General features: G+C 77.1%; 1 protein-coding gene. It reads left to right on the top strand.

Annotated elements, in window-relative coordinates:
- Nucleotides 1–107: 107 nt before the first annotated feature.
- On the top strand, nucleotides 108–1,369 hold a 1,262-nt coding region (locus ABZ885_RS41235; protein WP_360200359.1), incomplete at its 3' end, for an NAD(P)/FAD-dependent oxidoreductase.

Below are 1,369 nucleotides of genomic sequence, written 5' to 3'. Positions count from 1 at the left end.
GTCACCGTGCTCCCGGCGGGCCCGCACGGGAGACTGGTGCCGTGGACGGTACGCCCGGCAGCGGAGGACGCGGCAGGCCGCCGCGCGCCGGCGATGCCACCGCCGTCGTGGTCGGGAGCGGCCCCAACGGGCTGACCGCCGCCGTCCGGCTCGCCCGGGCCGGCGTCCGCGTCACCGTCCTGGAGGCCGCCGACGAGATCGGCGGCGGCGCCCGCAGCGGCGAGGCGATCCTCCCCGGGCTCCTGCACGACCACTGCTCCGCCGTCCACCTGATCACCGTCGGCTCGGCCTTCCTGCACGGACTCGGCCTGGACCGCTACGGCCTCCGCTGGCGGCTCCCCGAGATCGACTGCGTCCACCCGCTCGACGACGGCACCGCGGGCGTCCTGCACCGCTCCGTCGCGGAGACCGCGGCCGGGCTCGGCACCACGGACGGTGCACGCTGGCGGCGCCTGTTCGCGGCCCCCGCCGCCGCGTACGACGAGCTCACCGAGGACATCATGCGCCCGCTGCTGCACCTCCCCCGCCACCCGCTGCGCCTCGCCCGCTTCGGCGCTCCGGCCGTGCTGCCGGCCACCGCGCTGGCGCGGGTGTTCGCCGGAGAGCAGGCCCGGGCGCTGTTCGGCGGGGTGGCGGCCCACGCCTTCCGGCCGCTCGACCGACCGTTCACTTCGGCCGTCGGTCTCGGCATCGTGGCCGCCGGCCACCGGCACGGCTGGGCGGTGGCCGAGGGCGGATCCGGCTCGATCAGCCGGGCGCTGGCCGCCCTGCTCCTCGACCTCGGCGGCACGATCGAGACCGGCCGGCGGATCCGGTCGGCGGCGGAGCTCCCTCCCGCCCACGTCACCATGCTCGACCTCGCGCCGGGTGCCGTGGCCGACCTCCTCGGGGACCGGCTGCCGCCCCGCGTCGCCCGCGCCTACCGCCGGTTCCGGCGCGGACCGGGCGCCTTCAAGGTCGACTTCGCCGTCGCCGGCGGCGTCCCGTGGACGGCCGAAGCCGCACGGCGGGCCGGTACCGTGCACCTCGGCGGCACCTTCGACGAAGTCGCCGCCGCCGAGCGGGACATCACCGCCGGACGGATGCCACCGCGGCCGTTCGTCCTGGTGGGCCAGCAGTACCTGGCCGACCCGCAACGCTCGGTCGGCGACGTCCACCCCGTGTGGAGCTACGCCCACGTGCCGCACGGCTACACCGGCGACGCCACCGAGGCCGTCACGGCCCAGATCGAACGGTTCGCCCCCGGATTCCGGGACCGCGTCGTCGGGCGCCGAAGCCGTCACCCGCGTGATGGCGCTCGACGTCGTCGAGCAGCTGCTGCCCGCGTGGCTGCGCACCCCGCCGAAGGAGGACGACGCCGAGTGAGCGA

This window comes from Kitasatospora sp. NPDC047058, assembly GCF_040643935.1.
In the GTDB taxonomy this organism is placed as follows: domain Bacteria; phylum Actinomycetota; class Actinomycetes; order Streptomycetales; family Streptomycetaceae; genus Kitasatospora.
The sequence above is the reverse complement of the archived record's forward strand: the minus strand, read 5'-3'. Positions and strand labels throughout refer to the sequence as shown.